The sequence below is a fragment of the Janthinobacterium sp. ROICE36 genome (assembly GCF_002869965.1).
GTDB lineage: Bacteria > Pseudomonadota > Gammaproteobacteria > Burkholderiales > Burkholderiaceae_D > Janthinobacterium.
The window spans coordinates 19,489-42,767 of record NZ_PEBS01000050.1; the positions used below are offsets into that span (position 1 = coordinate 19,489).

The window sequence follows — 23,279 nt, forward strand, 5'->3', positions numbered from 1 at the left end:
TTGATATTTAACAATCAGGAAGTTTGCGCGAGGCGCAGATGCGGCCTGTTTGGGCTAGTATATTGCCTTATATGCAATTCATTTTAGTGAGTTGCACGTGCTTTTACTCAGGCGGCAGATTGCATACGTTGGCTGGGCGTGGCTGTGCGAGTCCTGTGCAGGCAGTGCGAAAGGAGAGAGGGCTGAATCCGATGAAAAGACGTTTATTTGAACACTCTAAGCCAGCCTTAAGTTCGTATCGGCATTATTTTCTACATTCACCAGACGAGGAAAAATCATGGCACATCATGCATTAGCATCGCAAGAGAGTTACAACCCGAATCACCTGCTGGATATTCTGCTGAGCAAGATGCAGCTGAAAAACGACGCAGCTCTGTCGCGCTTACTTGAAGTGGCGCCACCCGTCATCAGCAAGATCCGCCACCACCGCTTGCCGGTCGGCGCCTCGCTGCTGATCCGCATGCACGAAGTGACGGGCATGAGCATCCGTGACCTGCGAGACTTGATGGGCGACCGCCGCACCAAGTATCGTCTGTCCGACGCCCAAGGCCGTCCAAAAGCGGAAGACCGCGGCGATGCGCAAGAATCGAATTACGCGCACTGATGTGCTTGCGCCCTGACTGTGCCGCTTGCGTAGCTGCTGGCGGCAACAGGCTGGCGTGGACCGGGCAGCATGGACACACCGCAGTCCCCATAACGGCTTTCGCTTCGCGGCGAGAGCCGTTGGCATTTGGTGCGGCGTTTAGCTCAGCAGTGCTGAAGTGATTTCGTCGTAGCGCAGCTCCGTTTCGCGGAACAGTTGCAGATACGTGTCTGCGCCCAGGCCCAGTGCATCCCAGGCCACCGGCGAGACGCGCGGCACCATGTCGTCGCCCGCCTGCGCCAGGTCGAGCGCGCAGACGATGGCATTGGCCACGTGGATCAGTCCTGCCAGGAAGCCGGCCCCCGGCGTTTCCGGCTGCAAATAGTTGGCCAGCGCCAGGCGCATGGTGTCGGAAAAATTCCAGTGCTCGGCCAATGCCACGCCTGCCTGCACGTGGTCCACGCCCAGCACCGCCTGCTCCGCTGCGAGCAGGCTGCAATCGTGCGCCGCCTGGTGCGCGATGACTTGCGCGTACTGCACTGGAAAGCTGCTGACCAGCACCAGGCGGCCTATGTTATGCAGCAAGCCGGCCGTGAAGGCGTAATCCTGGTTGAAACGGATCTGCCGCGCCAGGGCCTTGGCGCAGGCGGCCGTCGCCACCGAATGGCGCCAGAAGGCCTTGTCGTCGAAGCCGGGGCAGCGTCCTTCCGGGAAGCAGCCCGTGATGGCGGCCGAGGTGATCAGACTGCGCGTGGTCTGGAAGCCCAGATAGGTAATCGCCTGCTGGATGGTGGTGGCCTTCACTTGCAGGCCATATTGGGAAGAGTTGGCCAGGCGCAGGGTTTTTGCCGTCAGCGCCTGGTCGTATGACACTTTTTTCGCCAGCACGGAAATATCCACGTCGTCCTGGTCGATGCTGTTCAACAGTTCCATCACGACGGCGGGCAGCGAGGGCAGGTCATCGAGGTGGGCGACGATATCGTCGAGCGTCAGCTGGGTGCTCATGCCGCGCCTCCCGTACCCAGGCGGTAAGCCGTGACATAGTTGCGCAGCAAGGTGGTGGCCACGTCTTCGGGATCGTCCGGATCATGTTTGCGGAACAGGTAGGCCAGCCGTTCGCTATCGGCCGCTTGTTGCGCGGCCACTTCCTCGGGCGGCGGCGGCGGCGCCTGGATCGGCAGCATGTCGATGCCGTGGCGCGGCATCAGGGACAGCATGTTTGCCGTCAGTACCGCGCCTTGCGGCAACAGCACTTGTCCATGCGCGTCGAGCAAGACATCCGACAAGACCATGCCAGGATGCACTTGTTCAAGGGGGAGATGTTGATGCGTGACCGTCATGACGACTCCTTAGAGGGTTGCGCGATATTACCATTGCCATGACGCAATGTCTCAAGCTGTATCAATACCTTTGTGGAAAACGCCATTGCTGTAAATCTTGCCAATAAGCATGTCATACCGTACATTTGCTTCAGGCTGTTGTCCGCCGACGTATCTGCGCCCGCGCCGCGGGCCGGCGACTGGCCTGGCCCGGGGAGTGTTGAGCGATGGTGAGTATCCAAGTCCGGCTGACCTTGCTTTTTGTCGTGATCGTCACGTTGGTGCTGGGCATTTCCGGCAGCTATACCCAATATACCCTGAGCCAGGAACTCGAATCGGGCAGCGCGCGCCTGCGCAGCGGCGTGCTCACGCGCTTGCAGACCAGCTTGCCTTCTGCCCTGTGGGACCTCGATAAGTCCAAGGTCGACAGCATCGTCGCGGCCGAAATGTTGCCGCCGGAACTGGTCGGCATCCGCGTCTACGACGCTTCCGTGGGCCTGTTCGCGGGCGAAGTGCGCGAGGCGGCCGGCACCCTGGTGCCTTTGACCTCCGATGTGGCCATGGGCGGCACGCCCGTCGAGGCGCCACTGGTGTTCCGCGACGCCGTGGCGGCCACCACGGGTGGCAAGCCGGTGATCGTCGGCAAGGTCATCGTCAATTTCAGCCGCGCGCAGATCGATGCGGCCCTGCGCAGCGAAGTGCGGCGCAAGGTGCTGGAAGTGTTGCTGCTTGACATCATCCTGGTGGGGGCCCTGGCGCTGAGCCTGCGCATCGTCTTCGGGCCCTTGAAACAGTTGCGCGACGGCTTGATCGACCTGGCCACGCGCGGCAGCGAAGAGGTCGAGGAACTGCCGGAAAACCGGCGCGACGAACTGGGCGACGTGATCCGCGGCTTCAATGCCGTGCAGCGCAAGCTCAAGTCCATCATCGAGGGCAGCCGCGAGGCGGAAGACATGGCGCGCCGTTCGCAGCAGGAGACGGCGCAGGCCATGGACGAGCTGCGCCGCGCGCAGGAATCGTTGCTGCAGTCGGAACGCCTGGCCTCGCTGGGCAGCCTGGTGGCTGGCGTGGCGCATGAAATCAATACCCCGGTCGGCATCGCGCTGACCAGCGCCTCGGTGCTGAAGGAAGCCACCGATCACATCAGCGCAGCGGTGGCTGGCGGCAGCGTGAAGAAAACCGATATCCTGCGCTACCTGGAAACGGCCGGCGAAAGTGCGCGGCTGATCATGAACAATGCCTACCGCGCCGCGCATCTGATCCACAGCTTCAAGCAGATCGCCGTCGACCAGGTCAGCGAGGCGCGCCGTTTGTTCGAATTGCGCGACTATATCGGGGAAGTGATCTCGAGCCTGCAGCCGACCCTGAAAAAGACGCGCATCAGCATCGATATCGATTGCCCGCCTGACATCATGCTCGACAGCTATCCGGGCGCGCTGGCGCAGGTGCTGACCAACCTGGTCTTGAACTGTGTCGAGCACGCCTTCGATGCGGACACGGCTGGCAACATCCATATCGGTGTGCGCCGCGACGGCGAGTGGATCGCCATGCAGGTGCGCGACAATGGCCGCGGCATCGCGCCCGACATGCTCGACCGCGTGTTTGACCCGTTTGTCACCACGCGGCGCGGACAGGGCGGCACGGGCCTGGGCTTGAATATCGTGTTCAACTTGATTGCCAAACAGTTTGGCGGCACCATCACGGTCAGCAGCACGCTGGGGCAGGGCGCGACATTCCTGCTGCGCCTGCCCACGGTGACGCCGTTACCTGAAAGCACCAGCAGCCAGGCATAGGCAAGGAGAAGAGACATGGCACAGCTAGAAAATAGTCAGCATGTGGCGCTTTTGCGCGGGATCAATGTGGGCCGCGCCAAGCGCGTGGCCATGGCCGACCTGCGCAAGTTGTTGGGCGACCTGGGTTTTGCGCAGGTGCGCACCGTACTCAACAGCGGTAACGTCGTGTATGACGGGGGCACCGTGGCACCGGCCGAGGCCGCTGTCCGCATCGAAGAAGCGCTGGTACTGAAACTGGGCGTGGCGGCCAGGGTGACGGTGCTGTCGGCCAGCCAGTTTGCCGAACTGATCGAACAAAACAGCCTGGTGCCGACGGCCGATGCAGCTCGTCTGCTGACCTTGGTGTTGAACAAGCCGGCCGACGTGCAGCGCCTGGCGCCGTTATTGCAGCGGCCGTGGCAGCCGGAAGCGCTGGCGCTGGGGCGATGGGCCGCGTATGCCTGGTGTCACGATGGCGTGCTGGCCAGCAAGGTGGTGGCGGCACTCGGCGTACTGCTGGGCGATGGCGTCACCTCGCGCAACTGGGCCACCATGCAAAAATTACATGCGCTGCTGAACGGGCCCGATGCGGCAGCCACATCCTCATTTTCCAAGGAGCACTGATGCCTGCCATTGCAGGCGCATTCGACGTCACCATCGCCCCGGAAACCTTGTCGGACACGGCCGCGCAGTCGGGGCTGGGACGCTTGTCGCTAGCCAAGCGCTACCACGGCGCCCTCGACGCCAGCGCACAAGGCGAGATGCTCAGCGTGCGCCCTGAAGTCAGGCATCCCTGTGGGTAATTAGTGACAAGGGAAGAGGCCAAAAAAATTCCGCGCAAGACGGAATTTTTTTATGGCAGCGGTATGGGCCGCCGGAGTGGGGTCAGCTATCGAATTTTTCCTGTTTTTCACCATGCATGCTAAAGGCCAGCAAACCCAGTCCCACCAGTAACATCGAGACCATGCTCGCTTCAGGCACGGGAGGCGGCACGTTCGTTTGCTGCACGGCGTGGGCCGTGGCGGCTGCGGGCAGTGCGCCGTTGCGTGCACCGGCGCTGCGCCAGCGCGGGGCGGCATTCAGCGTCGGGGCCTGCGTCAGCAGGCGCGCATACGACAAGTCCCGTGTTTCCCCGCCAAGATTGTTGCTGATGTTGTTGAAATCGAGACTCTCCTCGCTCACGACCTGATCGCGTGCAGCGTGCGGGTTGCCCGGCATGCCAGCGCCCGTTGCCGCCGCATTGCCTGCAGTGGCCGACAGCGCCAGCATGGCTACGCATAGCGGCTGAAATATCTTCATCTTTGACTCCCTGGTTCACCGCGCGGTGCTGCCGAAACCGGCCTGCGCCTGGACGGACAATGCGCCTGTACGGAGGCGTATCACGATTTTTCTGATGAGGTGCTATTACAGCACAAATCGTGTCAATTTTGCTACATATATTTGCATTAAATTACGAATATTTATCATTTTGATAGCGCGAACACTATCGCTGCCGCACACTTGGGATGAGCACGCTATCGCTGAAAAACACTGTTGTTTTTTTGTGCGAATCACCAGCAGGAAAACAATATATTGATTAGTATATTGTTTATCGCACGATGTACAACATGACCGCCTGTGGGAGGGCAAGATGGAGACAGTTGCAACACAAGACGCCGAATACAAGCTCGATGTCATGCGCGGCTCGGCCTACAAAGCCAGCTCGCTGCTCAAGGCCATGGGCAATGCCGACCGCCTGATGCTGCTGTGCCAGCTTTCGCAGGGCGAGCATTGCGTCAGCGACCTCGAGCAAAAAGTGGGCATCGGCCAGCCGACCCTGTCGCAGCAACTGGGCGTGCTGCGCGAAGAAATGCTGGTGGCCACGCGGCGCGACGGCAAGCAGATCTATTACCGCGTCGCCAGCGCACCCGTGCTGGCCGTGCTGCAAGTGCTGTACGCGCAATTTTGCGCGCCGCACCCCCCGTTCAACGACGAAGCCGACTGAGGCCGATCATGACTATTGCTTGGCAGCACTTCACGCCGTGGGCCTCGCTGGCCGGCGGCATGCTGATCGGCCTGGCTGCTGCCCTGCTGATCTTGTTCAATGGCCGCATCGCCGGCATCAGCGGCATCCTCGGCGGCCTGCTGCGCCCGCGTCAGGGCGACCTGGGCTGGCGCATGGCCTTTCTTGCGGGCCTGATCGGCACGCCCCTGCTGTATTCGCTGTGGCAAGCTTTGCCGCCCGTACAGATCGAGGCGGGCACGTTGGCCCTGACTGTGGCGGGCTTGCTGGTGGGCGTGGGCGTGCGCTATGGCGCCGGCTGCACCAGCGGCCACGGCGTGTGCGGCCTGTCGCGCCTGTCACCGCGTTCGCTGGCGGCCACCATGGCCTTCATGGCGGCCGGTTTCCTCACCGTGTATCTGTTGCGCCACCTATGAGCAAGCTATTTCTTTCCCTGTTGAGCGGCCTCGTCTTTGGCCTGGGCCTGATCGTCTCCGGCATGGGCAACCCGGCCAAGGTACTCGGTTTCCTCGACCTGGCCGGCGCCTGGGACCCGTCGCTGGCGCTGGTGATGGGCGGCGCCATCGCCGTGGCCCTGCCTGCCTTCTGGCTGGCAGGACGGCGCAGCACGGCGCTGCTGGGCGAACCCATGCAATTGCCGGCGGCGCGGCGCATCGACCGGCGCTTGCTGCTGGGCAGCCTGGCCTTTGGCGTGGGCTGGGGCATCGCCGGTTTCTGTCCCGGTCCCGCCCTCGTCTCCCTGCTGGCGGGCCAGCCGAAGGCGTGGATTTTTGTCGGCGCGATGCTGGCCGGCATGGTCCTGTTTGAAGTGCTGGAGCGCCGAAAACTACCGGCACCTGCCTGAGACGGTACAATCTGGCGCATCGTTACTGAGGATAGCCATTGACATGAAGACCGTGATTTTCCGCGCCGGCGCGCGCGCCGCCCTGCTGTGCAGCGTGCTGGCGTTGGCCGCCTGCGGCAGCTTGCTGAAGAAGACAGCGCCACCCGCTCCCGCACCCGTGACCGACACCTTGCCCAATCCGCAAGTATTGCTGCTGGGTGAAGTGCATGACAATGCGCAAGGCCAGCGCCTGCGCGTCGAGGAGTTGCAGCGCCGCCTGGCGGCCGGCTGGCGTCCCGTGATTATCATGGAGCAGTTCGACCGCGAAAACCAGGCCTTGCTGACGCGCGCCGCGCGCGATTGCGCCGACCCCGACTGCATCATCCGCGTGATGGAACAGCCGCGCTGGGACTGGAGCTTGTACCGTCCCGTGCTGGACCTGGTGATCAGCTACCAACTGACGGTGGTGGCTGGCAATTTGTCGCCGGCCGATGCCTCGCGCATCGTGCGCGACGGTATCCAATGGGCCATGCCGCCCGCCATGCTGGCCACTTACCTGGCCGCGCCCGTGCCGGCCGACATCCTGGAAGGGCAACAGAAGGAAGTCCAGGCGGCCCGCTGCAATATGCTGCCCGACATGATGATCAAAGGTATCGTCAATGCCCAGGTGGCGCGCGATATCTGGATGGCCAAGCTGATCCGCGACCAGGCGCCGCGCGATGTGGTGCTGATCGCCGGCAATGAGCATGTACGCAAGGATATCGGCGTGCCGCGCTGGCTGAAACTGGCCGACCCGCAACTGAACGTGCGCAGCATCGGCTACCTGGAGCAGGGTAGCACTGGCTACAAGGGCACGTTTGACCTGACGCAAACGATGCCGGCGCAGCCGCGCCCGGACCCGTGCGCCAAGTTTAAGAAATAAGGTTCAAGAAATAAGCCTACTGCTGCACCCGCACCAGGGCGCTGACCCGGCTTGCCGTATCGAGCAGTTTCGGCAGGCTGTGTTCCAGCAAATGCGCCACGGACGGTCCCGCCGTCTGGCCGCTGACATTGATCGCCGCCACCACCTTGCCAGCCCGGTCGAACACGGGCGCGGCCAGGGCGATCAAGCCCTGTTCCAGCTCTTCCTGCACCAGGCACCAGCCCTGGCGCCGCACTTGCGCAATCTCTTCCATCAAGACCTCGATATCGACCTTGGTCGCCGGCGTGATTTTCAGCAGCGCCATCTTCGACAGCCGTTCGCGCAGCATGTCGGGCGTCAGGCCCGACAGCAAGACTCTGCCCATCGAAGTGCAATACGCGGGCAGGCGGCTGCCGATGCCCAGGTTGATCGACATGGTGCGGTGGGCGGACAGGCGCACGACATACACGATGTCGTCGCCGTCGAGCACAGTGGCCGAGCACGACTGGCGCAAGGTCTGCATCAGCTCTTCCAGCAGCGGCTGGGCCTGCGTCCACACGGGCAAGGATGACAGGTAGGCGTAACCGAGGTCGAGCACCTTGGGCGTCAGACGGAACAGCCGTCCGTCCGCTTCCACATAACCGAGATGCAGCAAGGTGAGCAGGATGCGCCGCGCGCCCGCGCGCGTCAGCTGCGCCCGCTCCGCCACTTCGCTCAGGGTCTGTTGCGGCGCCTCGGCGCCAAAGCTGCGCAAGACGGCCAGGCCGCGCGCGAACGATTGCACATAGCTGTCGCCGGGACGGGGCGCGCCATCGGCATCAGGGAGTTCTTCGGCGGAAACGGGCGTGCTGCGGCGGTCGGTCATGGCGATTCCAATGGGTCAAGATGGCAATTATAGCCATGGCGGTGGTGAAAACGGCAAATTGACAAGCGCCCCGATCCGGCATATTCTCACGATTAAGTTCTAAATACGAATATTTGTTCTAATTACGAACAAATGAACGATGGGTTTGATTTGGAGGAGGCAGGCAATGATCGACAAACTGCGTACCAGCGTTATTGATGCGCTGGCCGATATCCACGATGGCGCCACCGTCATGATTGGCGGCTTTGGCGGCGCGGGCCAGCCGGGTGAGCTGATCGACGGCTTGATCGCTCTGGGCGCGCGCGACCTCGTCATCGTCAATAACAATGCGGGCAATGGCGATACGGGCCTGGCCGCCTTGCTGAAAAACGGGCAAGTGCGCAAGATCATCTGCTCGTTCCCGCGTCAGGCCGATTCCCACGTCTTTGACGCGCTGTACCGCGCGGGCAAGCTGGAACTGGAACTGGTGCCGCAGGGCAATCTGGCCGAGCGCATTCGCGCCGCCGGCGCCGGCATCGGTGGCTTTTTCACGCCCACCGGCTATGGCACGGACTTGGCCAAGGGCAAGGAAACGCGCGAGATCGATGGCCGCATGCATGTGTTCGAGTCGCCCATCCACGCCGATTTCGCCCTGATCAAGGCGGAGCAAGGCGACCGCTGGGGCAACCTGACCTACCGCAAGACGGCACGCAACTTCGGTCCCATCATGGCCATGGCCGCGACAGTCAGCATTGCTTCCGTGCACGAGGTGCTTGACTTGGGCAGCATCGATCCCGAACACGTCATCACGCCGGGCCTGTTCGTGCAGCGCATCGTGCAAGTGCCGCGCACGGCCACCGGCCCCGCCGGCTTCAAAGCTGTTTGAGGAGTATCAAGTGAACAAATGGAATCGAGATCAGATGGCGGCGCGCGTGGCGGCCGACATCCATGAAGGCAGTGTCGTGAACTTGGGCATCGGCTTGCCGACCCTGGTGGCGAATCACTTGCCGGCTGGCGCAGAGATCATCCTGCACAGCGAAAACGGCGTCATCGGCATGGGTCCCGCACCGGCGCCCGGCGAGGAAGACTACGACCTGATCAACGCGGGCAAGCAGCCCGTCACCTTGCTGGCGGGCGGCAGCTATTTTCACCACGCCGACAGCTTCGCCATGATGCGCGGCGGCCACCTGGACATCTGCGTGCTGGGCGCGTTTCAAGTGTCCGCCACGGGCGACCTGGCCAACTGGCACACGGGCGCGCCCGACGCTATCCCTGCCGTGGGCGGGGCCATGGACCTGGCCATCGGCGCGAAAAAAACCTGGGTCATGATGGAATTGCTGACCAAGACGGGTGAAAGCAAGCTGGTGCAGGCTTGCACGTATCCGCTCACGGGCATCGCTTGCGTCAGCCGCATCTACAGTGACCTGGCCGTGCTCGACCTGTCACCCGCCGGCGCCACCGTCGTCGAACTGGTCGAAGGCGTGAGTTTTGAGCAACTGCAAGCGTTGACGGCCGTGCCGCTGACGGACGGACGTTAATTAAAACTACTTTCTTGGAGGAAAGAATATGAGCCACGCGTATATCTGCGACGGCCAGCGCACGCCCTTTGGCCGCTATGGCGGCAGCCTGTCCGGCGTGCGCGCCGACGACCTGGGCGCCGTGCCCATCCGTGCCTTGATGGCGCGCAATCCCGATGTGGATTGGAACGCCGTCACGGATGTGCTGTACGGCTGCGCCAACCAGGCGGGCGAAGACAACCGCAACGTGGCGCGCATGGCCGCCTTGCTGGCCGGCTTGCCCGACAGCGTGCCCGGCGCCACCCTGAACCGTTTGTGCGGCTCCGGCCTGGACGCCATCGGCAGCGCCGCGCGCTTCATCAAGAGCGGCGAAGCGGGCTTGCTGATCGCTGGCGGCGTGGAAAGCATGAGCCGCGCACCGTTTGTCATGGGCAAGGCCGATAGCGCCTTTGCGCGCGGCATGAAAATGCAAGACACGACCATCGGCTGGCGCTTCATCAACCCCCTCATGAAGGCGCAGTACGGCGTCGATTCGATGCCGGAAACGGCGGAAAACGTGGCCGCCGACTTCGGCATCAGCCGCGCGGACCAGGATGCGTTCGCCCTGGCCAGCCAGGTAAAAGCGCTGGCGGCGCAGCAGGCGGGCGTGTTCGACAGCGAAATCTGCCCCGTCAGCATCGCGCAGCGTGAACCCCTCGTCGTCAGTCGTGACGAGCATCCGCGCGCCACCACCCTGGAAACCTTGACGAAACTCAAGCCCGTCGTGCGCGCGGATGGCACGATTACCGCCGGCAACGCGTCCGGCGTCAACGATGGTGCGGCAGCCCTGCTGCTGGCCGACGAGGCGAACGCGGCCCGTTTTGGCCTGACGCCCCGCGCGCGCGTCGTGGCCATGGCGACGGCCGGCGTGGCGCCCCGCATCATGGGCATCGGCCCCGCGCCCGCCACCCTGAAAGTGCTGGCCATGACGGGTTTGAGCCTGGCCGACTTTGACGTCATCGAACTCAACGAAGCGTTTGCCGCGCAAGGGCTGGCCGTGCTGCGCCAACTGGGCTTGTCCGATGACGACCCGCGCGTCAACCCGAACGGCGGCGCGATTGCCCTCGGTCATCCGCTGGGCGCCTCGGGTGCACGCCTGGCCATGACGGCCGTCAACCAGCTGCACCGCACGGGCGGGCGCTATGCGCTCTGCACCATGTGCATCGGCGTGGGGCAGGGTATTGCGCTGGTGCTGGAACGGGTCTGATGCTGCGCCCGCAGGCGAAAAAAGTTGCCGGCGATACGTATTAACGCGTATGTCGGTCGCCTTTTTTGACCCTGATCAAGGGCGTATGATGTAAAACCAGCCCGGGCAACGGGGCTGGTGTTGGCTTTTTTACACGAACAAGAAGATTGATATGACATCCCACGCTACTCCGCATGACATTGCGCAGCTGACTTCCCAGCAGCGCATCAAGGCCATCATTGGCGCTTCCTCCGGTAACCTGGTCGAATGGTTCGACTTCTATATTTATTCCTTCTGCGCGCTGTATTTCTCGCACGCCTTTTTCCCTTCCGGTAACCCCACCACGCAGCTGCTGCAGACGGCCGGCATCTTTGCCGCCGGCTTCCTCATGCGTCCGGTGGGCGGCTGGCTGTTCGGCCGCATCGCCGACAAATACGGCCGCCGCCAGTCGATGATGATTTCCGTGCTGATGATGTGCGGCGGCTCGCTGATGATCGCCGTCATGCCGACCTATGACACCATCGGCGCTTTCGCCCCGTTCCTGCTGCTGGTGGCGCGTTTGTTCCAGGGACTGTCCGTGGGCGGTGAATACGGCACCAGCGCCACCTACATGAGCGAAGTGTCGGAATCGGGCAGGCGCGGCTTCTTTGCCTCGTTCCAGTACGTGACCCTGATCGGCGGCCAGCTGCTGGCATTGCTGGTGTTGGTGGTCTTGCAGCAACTCTTGACACTGGAAGAGTTGCGTGCCTGGGGCTGGCGCATTCCGTTTGTATTCGGCGCCCTGGCCGCATTGGTATCGCTGAACCTGCGTAAATCCCTGACGGAAACAACCACCGCCAGCGAGCGCAAGGATAAGGACGCGGGCAGCCTGCGCGGCTTGCTCAAGCACAAGCGCGCCTTCATCACCGTGCTGGGCTTTACGGCCGGCGGCTCGCTGGTGTTCTACACCTTCACCACCTACATGCAGAAATACCTGGTCAACACGGCCGGCATGGATACCAAGACGGCCAGCGCCGTCATGACCTGCGCCTTGCTGGTATATATGGTGCTGCAGCCCGTGTTCGGCGCGCTGTCCGACCGCATCGGCCGCCGTACCTCGATGCTGTTCTTCGGCGGCCTGGCCACGCTGTGCGTGCTGCCGATCATGCATACCTTGAAGGATATTTCCAGCCCGTACGCAGCGTTTGGCCTGATCATCATCGCGCTGGCCATCATCAGCTTCTACACGTCGATCAGCGGCTTGATCAAGGCGGAAATGTTCCCCGTCGAAGTGCGCGCGCTGGGCGTGGGCCTGTCGTATGCCTTGGCCAACGCCATGTTCGGCGGTTCGGCCGAATACGTGGCGCTGCAGTTCAAGGCCTGGCACGTGGAAGAGTATTTTTATTGGTACGTGAGCGTCATGTGCCTGATTTCCTTCATCGTTGCCATCCGCATGCCGGACCCGAGCCGCTCGGGCCTGCTGAAGTAACGTTGACGTAAAATGGGGGACACTGCGGTGTCCTTTTTTTATCGCCGCTTTTTCCATCGTGCCGATCAGGAGTCTTCATGTCGTATGTTATTCCCGCGCCCTTGCAAGCCAGCGTTCCCGTCACCGGCAGCGTTGATACTTTCCCTGTCCACCGCATTTATTGCGTGGGCCGCAACTATGTCGACCACGCCAAGGAAATGGGCCACACGGGCCGCGAGGCGCCGTTTTTCTTCATGAAACCAAACGATGCCGTGCTGCCCGTGCCAGGCGGCACGACGGGCGAGTTGCCGTACCCGGCGCAAACGCAGAATTTCCAGCACGAGATGGAGCTGGTGGTGGCCATCGGCAAGGGCGGCAGCGATATCGGCGTGGCCGATGCGCTGAGCCACGTGTGGGGTTATGCAATCGGCCTGGACATGACGCGCCGCGATGTGCAGGGCGCAGCGAAAAAGCAGGGTCGTCCGTGGGAAACAGGCAAGGCCTTCGAGTCCTCGGCGCCCATCGGCCCCATCACTCCGGCCGCGCTGGCGGGCGATGTCAGCCATGCCGCCATCACCCTGCACGTGAATGGTGAACTGCGTCAGGGCAGCAGCATCGACATGCTGATCTGGAACGTGGCGGAAACCATCGCCGACTTGTCGACTTATTTCACCTTGCAGCCGGGCGACCTGATTTACACGGGCACGCCGGCCGGCGTGGCGGCCGTGCAGCGCGGCGACGAGCTGCTGGGCGCCATCGATGGCCTGGGCACCTTGCGCATGAAAGTGGTCTAAGCTGTCAAGGAGACTGGCATGATGAACGACACCTATTCTGTAGCGCAAGCCACACGCGCCGAGATCGACGCCCTGGCGGGGCCGGCCCTGCTGGAATTTGGCACGGGCTGGTGCGGCCACTGCCGTGCCAGCCAGGCGCCGCTGGCCGCCGCGTTTGCGCAGTACCCCGGGGTGCCGCACCTGCGCGTGGAAGACGGCCCCGGCCGTGCTCTGGGGCGTCACTTCCGGGTGAAACTGTGGCCCACCTTGATCTTTCTCAAGGATGGCCAGGAAGTGGCGCGCCTCGTGCGCCCGCTCGACAGCGCGGAGATCGCCAGGGCGTTTGCGCTGATCGAGGCCTAACTGGCTTGCATTATCTTGCCGCAGTGCAGCACTGCGCGTATGATAAGCCGCTTACAGCAAGATCAACCGCATCCTTAGTGATGCAGCGCGATGATCGCCGGCCCGCTCCACCCGGAGGGGCCGCAGGCAAGGATTCACCACAAATGACCGATGCCGCGATGCCGACGCGCGGGTCTGGTAAGGAATGCCTGGCGATACGCCGGGCCTGATACACGTCGCCCATCCCCTGACGACCTTCCTGCCGTGCCCCGGGTAACCGGATGGCGCACGACCGTTGTTTCTCTAAATCAGCACTGATCACAGCGCGATAGCGCGCGTTGCTACTGCGTTGTCTGCCGTTAACAACGGCGTGTTGCGGCGTGGAATTTGTTTGCGAATTGAATAGCAAATTCGCAGCAAATACGTTTGCGCACAGCTATGATATGTGAACCGCGCGCCTAGACAACGTGCTGTGCTGCTGCCTGAAAAAACATCCAGAGAATGGCCTTTAGACACCCTCCCCAAGGAGCGCAGTAAATGAGTAAGCCCCGGAGCACCCCCCCCAAGAAAAATTCCCCCGGCACGGTGCTGTTCGCCAGCCTGATCGGCACCACCATCGAGTTCTTTGACTTTTACATCTACGCCACGGCCGCCGTGCTGGTGTTCCCGAAACTGTTTTTCCCCGCCGGCGATCCGTCGGCCGCCGTGCTGCAGTCGCTGGCCACGTTCGCCATCGCCTTCTTCGCTCGCCCCATCGGCTCGGCCGTGTTCGGCCACTTCGGCGACCGCGTCGGCCGCAAGGCCACCCTGGTAGCCGCCTTGCTGACCATGGGTATTTCCACCGTCATCATCGGCTTGCTGCCCACGTATGCTTCCATCGGTACCCTGGCGCCGTTGCTGCTGGCGCTGTGCCGTTTCGGCCAGGGCCTGGGCTTGGGCGGCGAGTGGGGCGGCGCGGTGCTGCTGGCCACGGAAAACGCGCCACCGGGCAAGCGCGCCTGGTACGGCATGTTCCCGCAACTGGGGGCACCGATCGGCTTCTTCCTGTCCGGCGGCATCTTCCTGCTGCTCAGCGAAACCCTGACCGATGCGCAATTCTTCAGCTATGGCTGGCGCATCCCCTTCCTGGCCAGCGCGCTGCTGGTCATCGTCGGCCTGTATGTGCGTCTGAAGATCACGGAAACGCCGGACTTCCAGAAAGTCATCGACAAGAACGAAGTCGTCAAACTGCCTGTCGCCACCGTGTTCCGCCAACATGGCCGCATGCTGTTCCTGGGCACCATCATCGCCCTGGCCACCTTCGTGCTGTTCTACCTGATGACGGTGTTTGCCTTGAGCTGGGGTACGACCAAACTGGGCTTCACGCGCAAGGAATTCCTCGTCGTGCAGCTGTTTGCCGTGCTGTTCTTTGCCCTGACGATTCCGTTTTCGGCCGTGCTGGCCGACCGCCGCGGTCGCCGCGCCACCCTGATCTGGGTTTCCGCCGCCATCGCCATCTTCGGCCTGGTGCTGGCGCCGATGTTCGGCTCCGGCGTGACCTGGGAAGTGACGCTCTTCATGGCGGTCGGCCTGGGCCTGATGGGCATGACTTACGGTCCGCTGGGCACCATGTTGTCCGAACTGTTCCCGCCCGAAGTGCGTTACACGGGCGCGTCGCTGACCTTCAACCTGGCGGGCATTCTGGGCGCCTCGCTGGCGCCGTACATCGCCACCTGGCTGGCCACCAACCATGGCTTGCAATACGTGGGCTATTACCTGTCGCTGGCAGCCGTGCTGACCCTGGGCGCGCTGTTGATGGTGGGCAAGCCACGCGCGGGCAAGGAAGCCTGGGAATAACCGCCCGCACTCGCTGCATCCCCCGAAAGCCGCCAGCTGCAACGCTGGCGGCTTTTTTTGTCGGTTAAACACCACGCCGCACGCCTGCCGAGATTCTTGTTGACAGTCAAAATCGGCTGGTGGTAAGGTATGCACACGTGTGCAATGCAGTGCAAGCCCATAAAAAGCACATCCCTGGACAGTGACACCGCAAGATAGCGGTGCGGTCTGAAGTACCACAACGACAACAAACTTGGAGTGAGACGATGAAGATGCGCAATGTTGCGATTGCTATAAGCCTGGCCCTGCCGATGACGGCCATGGCCGCCGAGGAACGCCTGTCCGTGCTGTGCTCGGCCGACATGGAATGGTGCCAGTTGATGAAGAACCGCTTCGAGGCGGAAAGCAAGATCAAGGTATCGATGATCAGGAAGAGCGCCGGCGAGGCATATGCGAAGATCCGCGCCGAAGCGTCGAACCCGAAATCGGACATCTGGTGGGGCGGCACGGGCGACCCGCACCTGCAAGCCGCCGCCGAAGGCTATACGGAAGAATACAAGTCGCCCACTTTGCCCAAGCTGCAGCCGTGGGCGCTGAAGCAGGCCGAGACGGCCAAGTACCGCACCGTCGGCATCTACATCGGCATCCTGGGCCTGGCCTACAACGAAAACGTGCTGAAGAAGAAAAACCTGCCGCCGCCGCAATGCTGGAAAGACCTCGTCAAGCCTGCCTACAAGGGCGAGATCGAGATGGCCAACCCGAATTCCTCGGGCGCTGCCTACAATGCGCTGGCCACCGTGGTGCAGCTGATGGGCGAAGACGAAGCCTTTGATTTCCTGGCGAAAATGGGCCAGAACGTCAGCAAATATCCGAACGCAGGCGTGGCGCCCGGCGAGGACGTGGGCCGCGGTGAAGCGGGCGTCGCCATCGGCTTCATGCATGACCTGATGAAACTCACCGTGGCCGGCTTTCCCGTGAAAGTCTTGCCGCCTTGCGAAGGCACGGGCTACGAGATCGGCTCCATGAGCATCGTCAAGGGCGCGAAAAACATGGAGCAGGCGAAGAAATTTTATGAATTCGCCCTGCGTCCAGACGTGCAGAGCGAGGCCGTGAAAGCGCTGGCCTTCCAGATTCCGTCCAACGTGGCCGCCACCATTCCTGCCGCCTCGCCGCGCCTGGAAAACATCAAGACCATCAACTACGACTTCGCCAAATATGGCGCGTCGGACACGCGCAAGCGCCTGCTGCAACGCTGGACCACGCAAATTTACTCTGCCGGAAATTAAGGCGTAAAGACTGTCATCGTACCGCGCCCGGCAGCACATGCCGCACAGGCCATGCTGGCGGGCGCCTTTAGCTGGATAGAGACCTCATGAAAAAGATATTTTACGGCTGGCTGCTGGCCGCCCTGGCAGCGTTGTGTCTGTTGCCCTGGCAGCAGCAGGAAGCTGGCCTGTTCGCCGGCGAATGGCTGCGCGACGGCCAGTTCTTCAGTGACCGTGGCGCACCGGCCTTGCTGCACCTGCTGTCGTTCGGCGCCTGGCCGCTGGGCGTGTTCTTCGCCCTGATCGCTGCCAGCGCCGCGCTGGTGGCCGGCAATCCCCACCGCAAGACCCTGGGCCTGGGCCAGATCTTCATCGGCGCCACCGGCTTGCTGTGGCTGGCATGGCTGGGCTGGGGGCCGCTGGCCGCCAGCACCGGCCTGGGCTTTGGCGCGCTGCTGCTGGCGCTGTGCCTGCTGTTCCTCCTCACCTCGGGTGCGGCCGCTTGCGGCGTGTGCCGTGGCGACGCCTTCGTGGCGGGTGCTATCGGCCTCATCATTTGTCTGATTTCCCTGTTCGTGCTGTTCCCCGTCGCGCTGATCCTGGTCAGCGCCGGCCAGCCCATGGAGGATGGCGGTACGGGCGCCGCCGCCCTGGCGCGACGCCTGGCGGACCCCGGCATCTGGAGCCTCAATTGCGTGGCTGGTCCCGGCCGCTGCGGCGTGGCCTGGAATACCCTGGCGCTGGCCTTGCTGACGGGCGTGTCGGCCACCTTCCTCGGGCTGGTGTTCGCCCTGCTGGTGACGCGCACCAACGGCCGCTGGGTACGCCCCATGCGCGCCATCACCATCTTGCCGATCGTCACGCCGCCCTTCGTGCTGGGCCTGGCCCTGATCCTGCTGTTCGGCCGTAACGGCGCCATCACGAGCATGGTCGGCGACCTGTTCGGCATCGAACAAAGCCGCTGGCTGTACGGCATGACGGGCGTGTGGCTGTCGCAGATGCTGGCTTTTGCGCCAATCGCCTTCATGACATTAATTGGTGTGGTGGAAGGCGTCAGTCCCTCGCTGGAAGAAGCCTCGGGCACCCTGGGCGCCAGCAGTTGGCAAACCTTCGTCAAGGTTTCCTTGCCACTGATGCGTCCCGGCATCGCCAACGCCTTCCTGCTGTGCTTTATCGAAAGCATGGCCGACTTCGGCAACCCGATGGTGCTGGGTGGCAATTTCCACGTGTTGTCGACGGAAATCTTCTTTTCCGTGGTGGGCGCCTCCAACGACCAAGGGCGCGCCGCCACCCTGGCCATCGTCCTGCTGACCTTTGCCGTGGGCGCCTTCTTCATCCAGAACCTGTGGCTGGGCAAGAAATCGTATGTGACGGTGACGGGCAAGGCCGACCATGGCGGTCACGCCTCGCTCAACCCGCGCCTGAAAACTACCTTGTGGAGCATCGCCCTGCCATGGTTCGCCTTCACGGCCCTGATCTACGGCACGGTGGTGGCGGGCGGCTTCGTGAACAACTGGGGCCAGGACAATGCTTTTACCTTGCGCCACTACATCGACGCCTTCGGCATCACGACGGGCGCTTCGGGCTGGCACTGGACGGGCCAGGCTTGGCCGTCGCTGTTTACTACGCTGACGATTTCGGCCATCGCCGCGCCCTTGACGGCCTTTGTCGGCATCCTCTCGGCCTGGCTGCTGGTGCGCCAGCAATTCGCCCTGAAAAGCGCGTTCGAGTTCGGCACCATGCTCAGCTTTGCCATTCCCGGCACCGTCATCGGCATCAGCTACATCCTGGCGTTCAACTCGGCGCCGATCGAGTTGACGGGCACGGCCACGATTTTGATCCTGTGCTTTGTCTTTCGCAACATGCCGATGGGTTTGCGCACGGGGATTGCCGCCATGCGCCAGCTCGACGGCAGCCTGGATGAAGCGTCGATCACCCTGGGCGCCAGTAGCTGGACCACCATGCGCAAGGTCATCTTGCCGCTGCTGCGCCCCGCCATTGCCTCGGCCCTCGTGTATGGCTTCGTGCGTTCGATCACCTCGATTTCGGCCGTCGTCTTCCTCGTCAGCGCCGATTACGACATGGCCACGTCCTACATCATTGGTCTGGTGTCGAACGGCAACTATGGCACGGCCATCGCCTACGCCACAGTGTTGATCGTCGTCATCCTGCTGTGCATCCAATTGATCCATTTGCTGGTCGGCAAGCGCCGTCTTCGCCGCGTCAGCGCCGAAAAAACGCTGCCGGCCGCCGTTCCCAACCTGGAAAAGAGCTACGCATGAACCACTTTACTACCCACGCAACAGAGATTGCCGCGCTGGAATTCGATGGCGTTACCAAGCGCTACGGCAAGGCGCTGGCCGTGAACGATGTGTCGTTCACGATCGCGCCCCGCACCATGGTCACCTTGCTGGGCCCCAGCGGCTGCGGCAAGACGTCCACCTTGCGCCTGATCGCCGGCCTGGAACGCGTCAGCGCCGGGTGCATCCTGCTGGCCGGCGAAGACGTCACATTGACCTCGGCTGCCGAGCGCGACGTCAGCATGGTGTTCCAGTCTTACGCGCTGTTTCCGCACATGACGGTGCTCGACAACGTGTGCTACGGCCTCATCGTGTCAGGCGAGACCAAGCCGCGCGCCGTGGAACGGGCGCAGGAAAGCCTGCGCCTGGTGGGCCTGGCCGACTTTGCCGCGCGCTTCCCGAACGAGTTGTCGGGTGGCCAGCAGCAGCGGGTGGCCGTGGCCCGTTCGCTGGTGCTGCAGCCCAAGGTGCTGCTGCTGGACGAGCCGCTGTCCAACCTCGATACGAAGTTGCGGCGCCGCGTGCGCGACGAGATCCGCGATATCCAGGTCAAGCTGGGCTTGACAGCCGTGTATGTCACGCATGACCAGGAAGAGGCGCTGGCCATTTCCGACCAGATCATCGTGATGAACCGGCAAGTAATCGCGCAAAAAGGCACGCCGCACGAGCTGTTCGAATCGCCGGCCGACAAGTTCGTCGCCGACTTCATCTGTAACGCGAATATCGTCGATGGCGTGATTGAATCGGTGGCTGACGGCAAGGCCGTCTGCGTCATGGGCCAGCTGCGCCTGCGCCTGCCATGCCGCAGCCAGCGCAGCGGCGAAGCGAGCTTTGCCGTGCGCCCGGAAGCCATCCTGCTGTCGCCCGCGCAGCCCGACAGCGCCATGGTGGTGCGCGTGGCGCGCGCCACCTACCTGGGACGCGAAATGCAATACACGCTAGCCACGCCGGTCGGCGAACTGTTTGCTGTCTCGCACGACTTGAGTCAGGTTTTCACGCAAGGCACATCGGTCGCCATGACCGTACACGAACATGGCGCAGCCATCATTGGAGGACAAGCATGACAGATATGACACAGGCAGCGGTACTGGCCGACGCGGCCACCCTGGAACGCTATGCCTACGCCCGGCACATCATCGGCCAGGCGGGCGAGATTGCGCTGGGCATGTTCCAGCGCCGCACGGAACTGGTGATCGAGGAAAAGGGCTTGCAGGACATGGTCAGCATCGCCGACCGCATGGTGGAGGATTTTCTGCGCGCGCAGATTGCCGAACGCTTCCCCGAAGACGCCGTGGTGGGCGAGGAGCGCGGCGGCGGCGCGTCCGATGCGCGCTGCGTGTGGGTCATCGATCCCATTGACGGCACGGCCTGTTTTGTCAACGGCATGCTGGCCTGGTGCGTATCGATAGGCGTGCTGGTCGATGGCCAGCCTGCCATCGGTGCCGTGTACGACCCGAATGCGGACGAGCTGTTCCACGCCTGCCTGGGGCAGGGAGCATACGTGGCGGGGAAGGCGGGCGAAACGCGGCTGCGCGTCAACGACGTGGCCAGCCTGCAGGGCGGCGTGCTGGGCGTGGGCTTTTCGCACCGCGTGGGCACCGATACCTTCTTGCCCTTCCTGCTCGACGTGCTGGAAGAGGGCGGCATGTTCATCCGCAACGGTTCCGGCGCCTTGATGATCGCCTACGTGGCGGCGGGACGCCTGATCGGCTATTTCGAGCCACACATCAATTCCTGGGATTGCCTGGCCGGCATCGTGCTCGTCAACGAGGCGGGCGGGCGCTGCAATGATTTCCTGGCCAATAACGGCCTGGAAAAGGGCAACCCCATCCTGGTAGGCGGTCCCCGTTTGTATCCGCAACTGGAAGCACTGGCATTGCCGCGCTGCCAATAAATCATCTTCTTTGAAAGGGAGGGCAAGGGCGGCCTGCGGTGGGCGCGCGTAGGGCAACACACTGTTGAGCATCATGAGTAATCCACCACCATAAAAACAAGCAGGAGACGGGATGAAAAACGAGATGAAAAACGAAATGCACACCAAGCAGTTGAACAAAATCGCCATGGCATTGTTGCTGGCCGCGCCAGGCTGCGTCCTGGCCGAATCGAGCGTCGTCGTGTACGGCCGCATTCATGCGGGCTTCGATCGTATCGAAACGTCGAGCTCGGCCACGGCGCCGAACGGCGAGTCGGTATCGCGCGTGTCGGACAATTCTTCGAAGATCGGTTTCCGGGGAAGAGAAGACTTGGGCAATGGCAACACGGCCTTCTTCCAGATCGAGGGCAATGCCAGGCTCGACGATGGCACGGGCGCCATCAATAGCAAGGATACCTTTGTCGGGCTGGAAAACCCCGCCTATGGCAGCATCACGCTGGGTCGCTTTTCAACACCGATTCGCCAGATCAACGGCTACACCAACCGTTTCGTGGGCCAAGGCATCCAGGACGACGCCAATATTTCGCAACTGGGCGGCGAAGGCTTCAACCGCCGCGCCTCGAACGCCGTCAGCTACCGTACGCCCGTAGTGCAGGGTTTCAGCGCCACGATTTACCGCGCCAGCGAAAACGAGGCGTCGAACGGCGATCGCCTCTATTCGGGTATCGTGCAATACGCGAACGGCCCCATCAAAGGGGCCATCGGCTACGAAAAGCACAAGGACTTGCGTCCCGGCTTCAGCGAAAAGATGTTTCGCGCCGTGGGCAATTACAACTTCGGTGGCGGCGACGTGGGCGTGGCCTGGAACCGCATGGTGTATGACGTGGCCGGCGGCGACTTGCAGCGCGACTACTTCACCATCACGGGCGCCTACAAGGCGGGCGGCGGTTCCTTCATCGGCCGTTTCGGCGTGGCAGGCGATGTGTCGGGCAGTGCGCCCAATGGCAGCAGCGTGACCATCAAGGCGACCAGCCTGGTGCGTGGCGACGACAGTGGCGCCAAGCAGGCGACCCTGGGCTACGAGTATTACCTGTCCAAGCGCAGCACCGTGTACGCCTACTACACACAAACCAATAACGACAAGAATGCCAACTACACGTTTGGCGGCAATGCTTTCGCCACCACCAAGAAGGGTGCCAAGCTCAGCGGTGTGATGCTGGGCGTCATCCACCTGTTTTAACCATTTTTTGCCCGGAATTGCACACGTGTGCATTCCGGGCAGCGTACTAGCGACTACCAAGGAGATGGAAATGATACAAGTGGCATTGTTCGGCGCCGGGCGCATCGGCCGCATTCACGCCGGCAATCTGGTGCGCCAGCCTGGCGTGCGCCTGAAATACGTGGTTGACGTGCATGCGGGCGCGGCGGCGGAAGTGGCGGCCCTGCATGGTGCCAGCGTCGCCAGCGTGGAGGCGGTGCTGGCCGACCCTGACGTCAAAGCCGTGCTGATCGCGTCGAGTACGGATACGCATGCGGACCTGATCGTGCGCGCGGCCGCTGCCGGCAAGGCCATTTTTTGCGAAAAACCCGTCGATCTGACCCTGGAGCGCGCGCGCGCCGCAGCGGTTGCCGTCAAGGATGCTGGCGTGCTATGCATGATCGGCTTCCAGCGCCGCTACGACCCCACGTTTGCCGCCGTCAAACAGCGCATCGCAGCGGGCGAGATCGGCACGCCGGAAGTACTTATCGTCACCAGCCGCGATCCGGGCCCGCCACCCGTCAGCTACATCAAGGTGTCGGGCGGCATCTTCAAGGATATGCTGATTCACGACTTCGACATCTTCCGCTGGATACTCGACGATGAGGCCGTCAGCGTGCACGCCACGGGCAGCTGCCTCGTCGACCCCGCCATCGGCGCGGCGGGCGACCTCGATTGCACGGCCGTGACCATCCGCACGGCAAAAGGCCGCTTGTGCCAGATCAACACGACGCGCCGCGCCGCTTACGGCTACGACCAGCGTTTCGAAGTGCTGGGCAGCGCCGGCATGCTACAGGCGGGCAATCACAAGCCGACGGAAGTGACGGCTTATGGCGCCATCAACGTCAGCGTGGACAAGCCGGAAGACTTTTTCCTGGAACGCTACCGCGCCGCCTACGCCAGCGAAATGGCGCACTTTTTCGAGGCCTTTGCCCACGGCGCGCCCCTGCGCACCACCGTCCATGATGGTTTGAAAGCCCTGGAAATGGCCGAAGCGGCCACCGTGTCGTGGCGCGAGCAGCGCATCGTGCAACTGTCTTAAGGAACGCATGTGATGAAGAATACGACTGAATTTGCGCAGGATCGCGCGTTGGACGTGATCTGCCTGGGCCGCCTGGCGGTGGACCTGTACGCGCAGCAAATCGGCAGCATCCTGGAAGACGCGACGAGTTTCGCCAAGTACCTGGGCGGCTCGTCGGCGAATATCGCCTTCGGCACGG

The 23,279-nt window shown here is 62.8% G+C and carries 25 protein-coding genes; 21 read left to right on the plus strand and 4 right to left on the minus strand.

Features of this window, described 5'->3' with window-relative positions; genetic code table 11:
• The first annotated feature begins 277 nt into the window (after positions 1-277).
• On the plus strand, positions 278-604 hold the full coding sequence (locus CSZ94_RS19085) for a hypothetical protein (RefSeq protein ID WP_034746769.1): 327 nt from the start codon (positions 278-280) through the stop codon (positions 602-604).
• A gap of 138 nt (positions 605-742) precedes the next feature.
• On the opposite strand, the gene CSZ94_RS19090 is transcribed toward CSZ94_RS19085, so the two are convergent.
• Together CSZ94_RS19090 and CSZ94_RS19095 are read right to left on the minus strand one after the other, a co-directional pair.
• Entirely contained in the window at positions 743-1,588 is an 846-nt protein-coding gene (locus CSZ94_RS19090) for an HDOD domain-containing protein (protein WP_102122965.1), read from the minus strand.
• A complete protein-coding gene (locus tag CSZ94_RS19095; RefSeq protein ID WP_258001087.1) occupies positions 1,585-1,923 on the minus strand; it encodes a hypothetical protein in 339 nt (112 codons plus the stop codon). The genes CSZ94_RS19090 and CSZ94_RS19095 overlap by 4 nt, the downstream gene beginning before the upstream one ends.
• 206 nt (positions 1,924-2,129) lie before the next feature.
• Between CSZ94_RS19095 and CSZ94_RS19100 the strand changes: the two genes are divergently transcribed.
• Genes CSZ94_RS19100 through CSZ94_RS19110 form a run of 3 tightly spaced genes read left to right on the plus strand, consistent with a single transcriptional unit; the run spans position 2,130 to position 4,477 of the window.
• Positions 2,130-3,695 (plus strand): sensor histidine kinase, encoded by a 1,566-nt coding sequence (locus tag CSZ94_RS19100; RefSeq protein WP_102122967.1) that lies wholly within the window; start codon positions 2,130-2,132, stop codon positions 3,693-3,695.
• Between the two features lie 15 nt (positions 3,696-3,710).
• A complete protein-coding gene (locus CSZ94_RS19105; RefSeq protein WP_102122968.1) occupies positions 3,711-4,298 on the plus strand; it encodes a DUF1697 domain-containing protein in 588 nt (195 codons plus the stop codon).
• Positions 4,298-4,477 carry a DUF3224 domain-containing protein gene (locus CSZ94_RS19110; RefSeq protein ID WP_102122969.1) on the plus strand — a complete coding sequence of 60 codons (180 nt, stop codon included), beginning with the start codon at positions 4,298-4,300 and terminating at the stop codon, positions 4,475-4,477. Before CSZ94_RS19105 ends, CSZ94_RS19110 begins: the two co-directional genes overlap by 1 nt.
• Before the next feature lie 82 nt (positions 4,478-4,559).
• Here the strand turns inward: CSZ94_RS19110 and CSZ94_RS19115 are convergent, their stop codons facing one another.
• Complete coding sequence (locus tag CSZ94_RS19115; protein ID WP_146009852.1) at positions 4,560-4,973, minus strand: hypothetical protein; 414 nt, start codon at positions 4,971-4,973, stop codon at positions 4,560-4,562.
• A gap of 331 nt (positions 4,974-5,304) precedes the next feature.
• Between CSZ94_RS19115 and CSZ94_RS19120 the strand changes: the two genes are divergently transcribed.
• From CSZ94_RS19120 to CSZ94_RS19135, 4 genes are read left to right on the plus strand one after another with little or no spacing between them, the layout of a single operon-like run.
• Positions 5,305-5,658: an ArsR/SmtB family transcription factor gene (locus CSZ94_RS19120; protein WP_102122971.1), complete on the plus strand. Its 354-nt coding sequence runs from the start codon at positions 5,305-5,307 to the stop codon at positions 5,656-5,658.
• 8 nt (positions 5,659-5,666) lie between these two features.
• Positions 5,667-6,092, plus strand: coding sequence for a YeeE/YedE family protein (locus CSZ94_RS19125; protein ID WP_102122972.1), 426 nt, complete (start codon positions 5,667-5,669; stop codon positions 6,090-6,092).
• Positions 6,089-6,520 carry a YeeE/YedE family protein gene (locus CSZ94_RS19130; RefSeq protein ID WP_102122973.1) on the plus strand — a complete coding sequence of 144 codons (432 nt, stop codon included), beginning with the start codon at positions 6,089-6,091 and terminating at the stop codon, positions 6,518-6,520. The genes CSZ94_RS19125 and CSZ94_RS19130 overlap by 4 nt, the downstream gene beginning before the upstream one ends.
• A 43-nt stretch (positions 6,521-6,563) precedes the next feature.
• Entirely contained in the window at positions 6,564-7,421 is an 858-nt protein-coding gene (locus CSZ94_RS19135) for a ChaN family lipoprotein (protein WP_102122974.1), read from the plus strand.
• Between the two features lie 16 nt (positions 7,422-7,437).
• Here CSZ94_RS19135 and CSZ94_RS19140 read toward each other — a convergent pair whose 3' ends face one another.
• Positions 7,438-8,265, minus strand: a complete 828-nt coding sequence (locus CSZ94_RS19140; RefSeq protein WP_102122975.1) for an IclR family transcriptional regulator domain-containing protein — start codon at positions 8,263-8,265, stop codon at positions 7,438-7,440.
• 166 nt (positions 8,266-8,431) lie between these two features.
• On the opposite strand from CSZ94_RS19140, the gene CSZ94_RS19145 reads away from it, so the two are divergent.
• From CSZ94_RS19145 to iolG, 13 genes are all read left to right on the plus strand, one after another.
• Entirely contained in the window at positions 8,432-9,130 is a 699-nt protein-coding gene (locus CSZ94_RS19145) for a 3-oxoacid CoA-transferase subunit A (RefSeq protein WP_102122976.1), read from the plus strand.
• A gap of 10 nt (positions 9,131-9,140) precedes the next feature.
• Positions 9,141-9,782 (plus strand): 3-oxoacid CoA-transferase subunit B, encoded by a 642-nt coding sequence (locus tag CSZ94_RS19150; RefSeq protein ID WP_102122977.1) that lies wholly within the window; start codon positions 9,141-9,143, stop codon positions 9,780-9,782.
• A 28-nt stretch (positions 9,783-9,810) separates the two neighbouring features.
• Positions 9,811-11,007, plus strand: a complete 1,197-nt coding sequence (gene pcaF, locus CSZ94_RS19155; RefSeq protein ID WP_102122978.1) for a 3-oxoadipyl-CoA thiolase — start codon at positions 9,811-9,813, stop codon at positions 11,005-11,007.
• A gap of 151 nt (positions 11,008-11,158) precedes the next feature.
• The gene (locus CSZ94_RS19160; RefSeq protein ID WP_102122979.1) at positions 11,159-12,454 is read left to right on the plus strand and encodes an MFS family transporter; all 1,296 of its coding nucleotides are present in this window, start codon (positions 11,159-11,161) and stop codon (positions 12,452-12,454) included.
• A 77-nt stretch (positions 12,455-12,531) separates the two neighbouring features.
• Positions 12,532-13,227, plus strand: coding sequence for a fumarylacetoacetate hydrolase family protein (locus CSZ94_RS19165; RefSeq protein WP_102122980.1), 696 nt, complete (start codon positions 12,532-12,534; stop codon positions 13,225-13,227).
• Between the two features lie 18 nt (positions 13,228-13,245).
• Complete coding sequence (locus CSZ94_RS19170; RefSeq protein WP_102122981.1) at positions 13,246-13,569, plus strand: thioredoxin family protein; 324 nt, start codon at positions 13,246-13,248, stop codon at positions 13,567-13,569.
• A gap of 516 nt (positions 13,570-14,085) precedes the next feature.
• The gene (locus CSZ94_RS19175; RefSeq protein WP_102122982.1) at positions 14,086-15,384 is read left to right on the plus strand and encodes an MFS transporter; all 1,299 of its coding nucleotides are present in this window, start codon (positions 14,086-14,088) and stop codon (positions 15,382-15,384) included.
• Positions 15,385-15,629: 245 nt separating this feature from the next.
• Positions 15,630-16,649 carry an ABC transporter substrate-binding protein gene (locus CSZ94_RS19180; RefSeq protein WP_102122983.1) on the plus strand — a complete coding sequence of 340 codons (1,020 nt, stop codon included), beginning with the start codon at positions 15,630-15,632 and terminating at the stop codon, positions 16,647-16,649.
• 86 nt (positions 16,650-16,735) lie between these two features.
• On the plus strand, positions 16,736-18,910 hold the full coding sequence (locus CSZ94_RS19185) for an ABC transporter permease (RefSeq protein WP_102122984.1): 2,175 nt from the start codon (positions 16,736-16,738) through the stop codon (positions 18,908-18,910).
• On the plus strand, positions 18,907-19,992 hold the full coding sequence (locus tag CSZ94_RS19190; protein WP_102122985.1) for an ABC transporter ATP-binding protein: 1,086 nt from the start codon (positions 18,907-18,909) through the stop codon (positions 19,990-19,992). Before CSZ94_RS19185 ends, CSZ94_RS19190 begins: the two co-directional genes overlap by 4 nt.
• The gene (locus tag CSZ94_RS19195) at positions 19,989-20,822 is read left to right on the plus strand and encodes an inositol monophosphatase family protein (protein ID WP_102122986.1); all 834 of its coding nucleotides are present in this window, start codon (positions 19,989-19,991) and stop codon (positions 20,820-20,822) included. Before CSZ94_RS19190 ends, CSZ94_RS19195 begins: the two co-directional genes overlap by 4 nt.
• A 112-nt stretch (positions 20,823-20,934) precedes the next feature.
• On the plus strand, positions 20,935-22,041 hold the full coding sequence (locus CSZ94_RS19200; protein WP_102122987.1) for a porin: 1,107 nt from the start codon (positions 20,935-20,937) through the stop codon (positions 22,039-22,041).
• 70 nt (positions 22,042-22,111) lie between these two features.
• Complete coding sequence (iolG, locus tag CSZ94_RS19205) at positions 22,112-23,101, plus strand: inositol 2-dehydrogenase (RefSeq protein WP_102122989.1); 990 nt, start codon at positions 22,112-22,114, stop codon at positions 23,099-23,101.
• Positions 23,102-23,279: the final 178 nt, after the last annotated feature.

Coding starts and splice junctions, on each gene's coding strand:
- CSZ94_RS19085 (WP_034746769.1), top strand. CDS start 278: ATGGCACATCATGCATTAGCATCGCAAGAGAGTTACAACCCGAATCAC.
- CSZ94_RS19090 (WP_102122965.1), bottom strand. CDS start 1,588: ATGAGCACCCAGCTGACGCTCGACGATATCGTCGCCCACCTCGATGAC.
- CSZ94_RS19095 (WP_258001087.1), bottom strand. CDS start 1,923: ATGACGGTCACGCATCAACATCTCCCCCTTGAACAAGTGCATCCTGGC.
- CSZ94_RS19100 (WP_102122967.1), top strand. CDS start 2,130: ATGGTGAGTATCCAAGTCCGGCTGACCTTGCTTTTTGTCGTGATCGTC.
- CSZ94_RS19105 (WP_102122968.1), top strand. CDS start 3,711: ATGGCACAGCTAGAAAATAGTCAGCATGTGGCGCTTTTGCGCGGGATC.
- CSZ94_RS19110 (WP_102122969.1), top strand. CDS start 4,298: ATGCCTGCCATTGCAGGCGCATTCGACGTCACCATCGCCCCGGAAACC.
- CSZ94_RS19115 (WP_146009852.1), bottom strand. CDS start 4,973: ATGAAGATATTTCAGCCGCTATGCGTAGCCATGCTGGCGCTGTCGGCC.
- CSZ94_RS19120 (WP_102122971.1), top strand. CDS start 5,305: ATGGAGACAGTTGCAACACAAGACGCCGAATACAAGCTCGATGTCATG.
- CSZ94_RS19125 (WP_102122972.1), top strand. CDS start 5,667: ATGACTATTGCTTGGCAGCACTTCACGCCGTGGGCCTCGCTGGCCGGC.
- CSZ94_RS19130 (WP_102122973.1), top strand. CDS start 6,089: ATGAGCAAGCTATTTCTTTCCCTGTTGAGCGGCCTCGTCTTTGGCCTG.
- CSZ94_RS19135 (WP_102122974.1), top strand. CDS start 6,564: ATGAAGACCGTGATTTTCCGCGCCGGCGCGCGCGCCGCCCTGCTGTGC.
- CSZ94_RS19140 (WP_102122975.1), bottom strand. CDS start 8,265: ATGACCGACCGCCGCAGCACGCCCGTTTCCGCCGAAGAACTCCCTGAT.
- CSZ94_RS19145 (WP_102122976.1), top strand. CDS start 8,432: ATGATCGACAAACTGCGTACCAGCGTTATTGATGCGCTGGCCGATATC.
- pcaF (WP_102122978.1), top strand. CDS start 9,811: ATGAGCCACGCGTATATCTGCGACGGCCAGCGCACGCCCTTTGGCCGC.
- CSZ94_RS19160 (WP_102122979.1), top strand. CDS start 11,159: ATGACATCCCACGCTACTCCGCATGACATTGCGCAGCTGACTTCCCAG.
- CSZ94_RS19165 (WP_102122980.1), top strand. CDS start 12,532: ATGTCGTATGTTATTCCCGCGCCCTTGCAAGCCAGCGTTCCCGTCACC.
- CSZ94_RS19170 (WP_102122981.1), top strand. CDS start 13,246: ATGATGAACGACACCTATTCTGTAGCGCAAGCCACACGCGCCGAGATC.
- CSZ94_RS19175 (WP_102122982.1), top strand. CDS start 14,086: ATGAGTAAGCCCCGGAGCACCCCCCCCAAGAAAAATTCCCCCGGCACG.
- CSZ94_RS19180 (WP_102122983.1), top strand. CDS start 15,630: ATGAAGATGCGCAATGTTGCGATTGCTATAAGCCTGGCCCTGCCGATG.
- CSZ94_RS19185 (WP_102122984.1), top strand. CDS start 16,736: ATGAAAAAGATATTTTACGGCTGGCTGCTGGCCGCCCTGGCAGCGTTG.
- CSZ94_RS19190 (WP_102122985.1), top strand. CDS start 18,907: ATGAACCACTTTACTACCCACGCAACAGAGATTGCCGCGCTGGAATTC.
- CSZ94_RS19195 (WP_102122986.1), top strand. CDS start 19,989: ATGACAGATATGACACAGGCAGCGGTACTGGCCGACGCGGCCACCCTG.
- CSZ94_RS19200 (WP_102122987.1), top strand. CDS start 20,935: ATGAAAAACGAGATGAAAAACGAAATGCACACCAAGCAGTTGAACAAA.
- iolG (WP_102122989.1), top strand. CDS start 22,112: ATGATACAAGTGGCATTGTTCGGCGCCGGGCGCATCGGCCGCATTCAC.